The 6,281-nt window shown below is 69.6% G+C and carries 7 protein-coding genes; 4 read left to right on the top strand and 3 right to left on the bottom strand.

Going from position 1 to position 6,281, the window contains the following annotated elements:
* Positions 1–600, bottom strand: a 600-nt coding sequence (locus DMC18_RS22215; protein WP_110133316.1) for a cytochrome c family protein, incomplete at its 3' end; no start/stop codon positions are given.
* Positions 601–769: 169 nt separating this feature from the next.
* On the opposite strand from DMC18_RS22215, the gene DMC18_RS22210 reads away from it, so the two are divergent.
* Both DMC18_RS22210 and DMC18_RS22205 read left to right on the top strand, forming a co-directional pair.
* Complete coding sequence (locus tag DMC18_RS22210; protein ID WP_110118310.1) at positions 770–1,522, top strand: 3-deoxy-manno-octulosonate cytidylyltransferase; 753 nt, start codon at positions 770–772, stop codon at positions 1,520–1,522.
* Positions 1,523–2,371 carry a prephenate dehydratase gene (locus DMC18_RS22205; protein ID WP_110118309.1) on the top strand — a complete coding sequence of 283 codons (849 nt, stop codon included), beginning with the start codon at positions 1,523–1,525 and terminating at the stop codon, positions 2,369–2,371. It begins immediately after the preceding gene.
* A gap of 29 nt (positions 2,372–2,400) precedes the next feature.
* On the opposite strand, the gene DMC18_RS22200 is transcribed toward DMC18_RS22205, so the two are convergent.
* Positions 2,401–2,697: a hypothetical protein gene (locus DMC18_RS22200; protein WP_110118308.1), complete on the bottom strand. Its 297-nt coding sequence runs from the start codon at positions 2,695–2,697 to the stop codon at positions 2,401–2,403.
* 193 nt (positions 2,698–2,890) lie between these two features.
* On the opposite strand from DMC18_RS22200, the gene DMC18_RS22195 reads away from it, so the two are divergent.
* The gene (locus DMC18_RS22195; RefSeq protein ID WP_110118307.1) at positions 2,891–4,300 is read left to right on the top strand and encodes an FAD-binding oxidoreductase; all 1,410 of its coding nucleotides are present in this window, start codon (positions 2,891–2,893) and stop codon (positions 4,298–4,300) included.
* Between the two features lie 7 nt (positions 4,301–4,307).
* Here DMC18_RS22195 and DMC18_RS22190 read toward each other — a convergent pair whose 3' ends face one another.
* Complete coding sequence (locus DMC18_RS22190) at positions 4,308–4,616, bottom strand: hypothetical protein (protein WP_110118306.1); 309 nt, start codon at positions 4,614–4,616, stop codon at positions 4,308–4,310.
* 145 nt (positions 4,617–4,761) lie between these two features.
* On the opposite strand from DMC18_RS22190, the gene DMC18_RS22185 reads away from it, so the two are divergent.
* Entirely contained in the window at positions 4,762–5,904 is a 1,143-nt protein-coding gene (locus tag DMC18_RS22185) for a hypothetical protein (protein ID WP_110118305.1), read from the top strand.
* Positions 5,905–6,281 lie beyond the last annotated feature (377 nt).

The raw sequence follows: 6,281 nt of genomic DNA, 5'->3' as shown, positions 1-6,281 counted from the left end.
GCCTTCCGCGGCCGGAGCCGCAGCAGCCGGAGCGGCGGCGGCCGCCGCCGGCTTGGGCGCCGGCACGGGCAGGGTCGAGCCCAGGCTGTGCAGGTAGGCGATGATGGCGATGCGGTCTTCCTGCTTCTTCAGGCCCGCGAAGGTCATCTTGGTGCCCGAGATGTACTTCTGCGGACCCTTGAGGAACTGGTCGACGTGGTCGTAGTCCCACTGCGGGTTCTTGCCGCCGAAGTCGGTCATGGCCGACGAATAGGCGAAGCCCGGGTGCGTGCCCGGATGCTTGCCCAGGGTGCCGTAGAGGTTGGGACCGGTGCCGTTCGGACCGCCCGAATCGAAGTTGTGGCACGAGGCGCACTTGGCCGCGACGGCCTTGCCGGCCTCGATATTGGCGGGCAGCAGGATCACCGAACCCCAGTCGGGCGGGACCTCGGCGGCCGGGGCGCCTTCGCCGCCGGTGTCTTCCTGGACGGCGATCTCGTAGCCGGCCTTCTCGACCTCGTGCTTCTTGAAGACGATGTCGGACGCCTCGCGCAGACCGAAGATCACCAGGCCGGTCAGGAGCACGCCGCCGAAAATCTTGTTGAACGTAAGGTCGCTCATCTCAGCCTTGTCAGCCTCTTTATTGGCCCGCCTTACGTGGGCGGAGCCGATTTATGAGCGCGGGTCCCCCCATGGTCGTCCCACGCGCGATGTTGCGCTCCGGTCTCTGACACGCTACCGCCCCGTGCGCAACCCGGGCGAACCGCGTTTCGCCCAACTCCGGTACGCCATGAACCCGATCGTCCTCATCCCCGCCCGCATGGCGGCGACCCGCCTCCCCAACAAGCCGCTGGCCGACATCGGCGGGCTGCCGATGATCGTGCGCGTGCTGCGCCAGGCGGAGGCCGCGGGCATCGGCCCGGTGGCCGTGGCGGCCGGCGATCCGGAGATCGTGGCGGCGGTGGAAGCGGCTGGCGGCCGCGCCGTGCTGACCGATCCGGCCCTGCCCTCGGGCTCCGACCGCATCCTGGCGGCCCTGGCGGTGCTGGACCCGGACGGCGTCCACGACGTGATCATCAACCTGCAGGGCGACATGCCCTTCGTCGATCCGGCGGTGCTGAGCGCCTGCGCCGGCCAGCTGGCCGCCCACGCCGACGCCGACATCGCCACCGTGGTGGCGCCGGAAGCCTCGGCCGACGACCGCGCCAACCCCGACGTGGTCAAGGCCGTGCTGGCCATGGACGCGGGCGGCCAAGGGGACAACAAGGGCGGCCGCGCCCTATATTTCACCCGCTCCACCCTCTATGGCGACGCGCCCGTCTGGCGCCATATCGGCATCTACGGCTATCGCCGCGCCGCCCTGGAGGCCTTCAACGCCGCCCCGCCCTCAGCCCTGGAAAAGCGCGAGAAGCTGGAGCAGCTGCGGGCCATGGAGCTGGGCCTGACGATCCGCGCGGCGGTGGCGGGCGAGGCCCCGATCTCCGTCGACAATCCTTCCGACCTGCAGGCCGCGCGCGACCACGCCGAAAAGACTGAAAGCTAGATGAGCACCCTCAAGAAGATCGCCTTCCAGGGCGAACCCGGCGCCAACAGCCACGAGGCGTGCCGCACCTACTTCCCCGACTACGAAGTGCTGCCCTGCGCCACCTTCGAGGAGGCGTTCGAGGCCATCAAGACCGGCGCAGCCGAGCTGGGCATGATCCCGATCGAGAACTCGATCGCCGGCCGCGTCGCCGACGTCCACCACCTGCTGCCCGCCTCGGGCCTGAAGATCATCGGCGAGCGCTTCAAGCCGATCCGCTTCCAGCTGATGGCCAACAAGGGCGTGACGCTGGACACGGTGACGACCGCCGTCTCGATGCCGATCGCGCTCAGCCAGTGCCGCCACAGCCTCAAGCGCCTGGGTCTGGCCAAGGAAGGCGCGGGCGACACCGCCGGCGCGGCCAAGGCCCTGGCGGCCAAGCCCGACCCGACCCGCGCCGCCGTCGCCCCGGCGCTGGCCGCCGAGATCTACGACCTCGACATCCTGGCCCGCGACATCGAGGACGAGCGGCACAACACCACCCGCTTCCTGGTGATGACCGCCGACCCGGCCCCGCCGGCCCCGTCGTTCACCCACCGCTGCGTGACCAGCTTCGTGTTCCGGGTGCGCAACCTGCCGGCGGCCCTGTTCAAGGCCCTGGGCGGCTTCGCCACCAACGGCGTCAACATGACCAAGCTGGAAAGCTACATGGAGAACGGCGCCTTCACGGCCACCTTCTTCTACGCCGAGGTCGACGGCCGCCCCGAAGACCGCAGTCTGGCCCTGGCCTTCGACGAGCTGCAGTTCTTCTCCGAGAAGTTCGAGATCCTGGGCGTCTACCCGGCCGACCCGTTCCGCGATCGGGGCTGAGGCGGGCCGGGCGGCCCGCCGCCTTCGCGTCAGTTCAGGTACATGCCGACGAAGTCGGTGCGTTCGGCGCCGCAGGCCTGGGTTCCCGAGAACCGGGCGGTGATCGTGCGGCTGGTGGTCAGGGCGGTCATGGCCATCGAGAGCCAGGTCTCGCGGCTGGTCGCGCCGGGCAGCAGCTTGGCGACGGTGCCGTCGTTCATCACCACCCAGACCAGGCCCGCATCGTCGGCCCAGATGCGGGTCACCGGTCCGGTGCATTCGGTATAGGCCAGGGCGGGAGCGGGCGCGGCGATCAGCAGGGCCAGCGCGACGAGCAGACGTTTCATGGAGCCTCCGGAAAAGGAGGCGCGACACTCAAGCTTGGCTTGCCGGAAAACAAGTCCAGGGCGTGCGAAAATCCGAAAACAACCTCAAATGTCGCCCGCGTGACGAAGGTCGGGATCCGGCGCCTTCGGTGATGGCCGTCATAACCCCGAGGGCGGTTCCGCCGCCGGCCGTTCCGCCCTATTCTCGCGCGCCATGACCAAGCCCGTTCCCGCAGATGTCGTCTCCCGCCTGAAGTCCGTGCTGGGCGAAGGCGGATGGAGCCAGGATCCCGAGCGGCTGGCGCCCAAGCTGGTGGAATGGCGCGGGCGCTGGAAGGGCGAGACGCCGCTGCTGGTGACGCCCCGCACCACCGCCGAGGTGGCGGCCGTCGTGGGCATCTGCGCCGCCGAGGGCGTGGCGATCACCCCCCAGGGCGGCAACACGGGCCTCGTCGCCGGCCAGATCCCGCAGGGCGAGATCCTGCTGTCGACCGAGAAGCTGCGCGCGGTGCGCGACGTCGACGCCCTGGACGACGTCATGGTGCTGGAAGCCGGCGTCACCCTGTACGAGGCCCATCAGCAGGCGGCCAGCGTCGGCCGGCGGTTCACCGTGGGCGTGGCCTCGGAAGGCTCGTGCACGATCGGCGGACTGATCTCGACCAACGCCGGCGGCACGGCCGTGCTGCGCTACGGCATGATGCGCGAGCAGGTGCTGGGGATCGAGGCGGTGCTGCCGAGCGGCGAGATCTGGAACGGCCTCAAGCGGCTGCGCAAGGACAACACCGGCTATGACTTGAAGCAGCTGCTGATCGGGGCCGAAGGCACGCTGGGCGTGGTCACCGCTGCGGCCCTGAAGCTGCACGCGCCCCTGGCCTCGCGGGCCGTGGCGATCGTGGGCCTGGCCTCGCCGGAGGACGCCATCACCCTGCTCGCCCGCGCCAAGGACGAGACCGGCGGCGCGGTCGAGGCCTTCGAACTGATGGGCCGCCTGGGCTTTGCTTTGACCGTGCGCAACGTGCCGGGCCTGCGCGATCCTCTGCCTACGGAGCATCCCTGGTACGTGCTGATCGAGATCGCCAGCGGCGAGCCCGGCGCGGCCGAGGCTGCGCTGGAGCGCCTGCTGGCCGGCGCCCTGGAAAACGGCCTGATCGCCGACGCGGCGGTGGCGCAGACGGAGACCCAGATGAAGGCCTTCTGGCACATCCGCGAAGGCCACTCGGCCGGCCAAAAGCCCGAGGGCGCGGTGTGGAAGCACGACGTTTCCGTGCCCGTCTCGAAGATCCCGCTGTTCATCGGCCAGGCCAATGCGGCGATCGACAAGGCCTTCCCCGGAACCCGCATCGTCGCCTTCGGCCATGTGGGCGACGGCAACGTGCACTACGACGTGCTGAAGGCCCCCGGAGGCGACGACGACGCCCATGACGCCCTGCGCGAGCACGGCGCCCGCATCGTCCACGACATCGCCGCCAGCTTCACCGGCTCGATCAGCGCCGAGCACGGCCTGGGCGCGATGAAGACGGCCGAGGCCCTGGCCTACAAGGACCCCGTCGAAGTCGCCGCCCTGCGCGCGATCCGCGCGGCGCTCGACCCGCAGCGGATCATGAACCCGCGGGTGCTGTTCTAGGCCGCCTCTAGCCCTGGGCCGCCTTCGCCTTGCGGCGCGCGAAATAGACCATGATCAGCGACAGCACCGCGCCGGCGGGGAAGGTGGCCTTCAGCAGGCCATTGGCCGCGCCCGGGCCCAGGATGTTGATCGCGAACGGGACGAAACCCCACTCGCCGGTCGCGGGCTTCATCCAGAAGGCCCCGACGCCGACGAAGGCCAGCACCGCCCAGATCACCCGCAGCTTCAGCGCCCTGGTGCGGGCCACGAAGTAGAGGGCGGCGATCATCGGCAGCGGCCAGGCCAGGGCGGCCACGAGGGCGAGGGTTTGGTTCATGGCCCCTTCCTAGAGCATTTTCGGGCGAAGGGGATTCCCCGCGCCGCCTTGTGCGACAGATCACATCCTCAAGTTGAAACCGTGGTACCGTGCCCTCGGCGACGGCCGGGCCGCGCGCCATCAAAATCAACATAGGGAGGCGATCATGCCCGCTTCGAGCCTGACCCTGCAGCAGCAGGCCTTCTGCCTGTCCTGGCTGTCGAACGCCGCCGGCGACAAGGTCGACACCCTGGCCAATCTGGAAGCCATCGTGGCCCAGGCGGTGGCCGCCTTCGTCACCGACAACGCCGGCCAGATCGCCGACTGGTCGGTCGTCTGGGGGCCCGAGGCGGCCAGCCACGACGGCGACGACCCGACCGCGCTCTACTACGCCGACAACCTGCTGTACGCGGCGGAGGCCTCGGTGAACGGGGCGCCCTGCCTGGTGGTGGCCATGGCCGGCACCAACGAGGACGACGCCTACGACTGGCTGGCCGAGGACTTCGCGATCGTCCGCCAGGTCGACTGGGCCTATGGGAACGGCGGCTTCACGGGCGCGCCGTCGCCGAAGATCTCGCACGCCACCCACACCGGTATCACCGCCCTGCTGGCGATGACCGACGCCAAGAGCGGCGGCATCCAGGCCTTCGTCACGGCCTGGGCCAAGGCCAACACCGGCGGCACGATCATCTTCACCGGCCACAGCCTGGGCGGGGCGCTGTCGCCGACCCTGGCGACGGCGGTGATCGGCCAGAACGGCGGCCCGTTCCCGGGCGTCACCCACCTGGCCCTGCCCAGCGCCGGCCCGACGCCCGGCAATCCCGACTTCGCGGCCCTCTACACCCACTTCTACCCGCAGCCGGCCGACACCGGCCCCACGCCCTTCAACACCGACATCGTCAACGCCCACGACATCGTGCCCACCGCCTGGAACGACGTGCACCTGAAGGGCTTTTTCACCAACACCGGCGACCTGGCGTTCAAGCTGGAGATGGACGCCCTGCTGGGTTCGATCGACCTGCTGGCCGACGGCCTGCTCGCCTTCAAGACCTACACCCCGATCGCCCACAAAACCTTCGCGGCCAGCCCGCCGGACGTCGACTACGCCAGCCTGCAGGACTTCTTCGGCCTGATCGTCGCCAACCACCTGGCCGCCTATCCGACCTATTTCGGGGTGACCGACGCGCTGAACGACACCACCCAGGTCATGACCAACGCCACCCTGCGCCAGGTCCAGACCCACGCCCGCCAACTGATCGCGGCGGCGAAGGGGCAGCAGGCTTCTACGTCTTCAGCGGCGGCGGAGTAGCGGTTAAAACCCTCTCTCTTTGAGAGAGGGCGGGGCCCGCCGCGCAGCGGTGGGAGGGTGAGAGGTTTCACCGCTGGCCGTCCGACCCACGAAAAAGGGCCGCCCCTTTCGAGACGGCCCCTAACCTTCTCGCCTTCCTCGCTCCCGGAGCCGGGGACCTCCACCGCTACCGACGCAGCCCCAGTGAGCGGACACCGTGAGTGTCCGCCAAAGGTGGGAGCGGTCACCGAAACCCTCTCTCTTAGAGAGAGGGAGGGGCCCGCGCCGCAAGGCGTGGGAGGGTGAGTGGGTAGGCGAAGCCCCCGGACGATCTTGGCGACGATCTTGGCGCTGTTGCGGGCGAAGTGCCGGCACGCCGGCTGAAGGTGTAACCACTC

Source organism: Caulobacter sp. D5 (assembly GCF_003185805.1).
Classification (GTDB): Bacteria; Pseudomonadota; Alphaproteobacteria; order Caulobacterales; family Caulobacteraceae; genus Caulobacter.
Note: the sequence above shows the minus strand (reverse complement) of the source record. Positions and strands in the feature narration are given on the sequence as shown.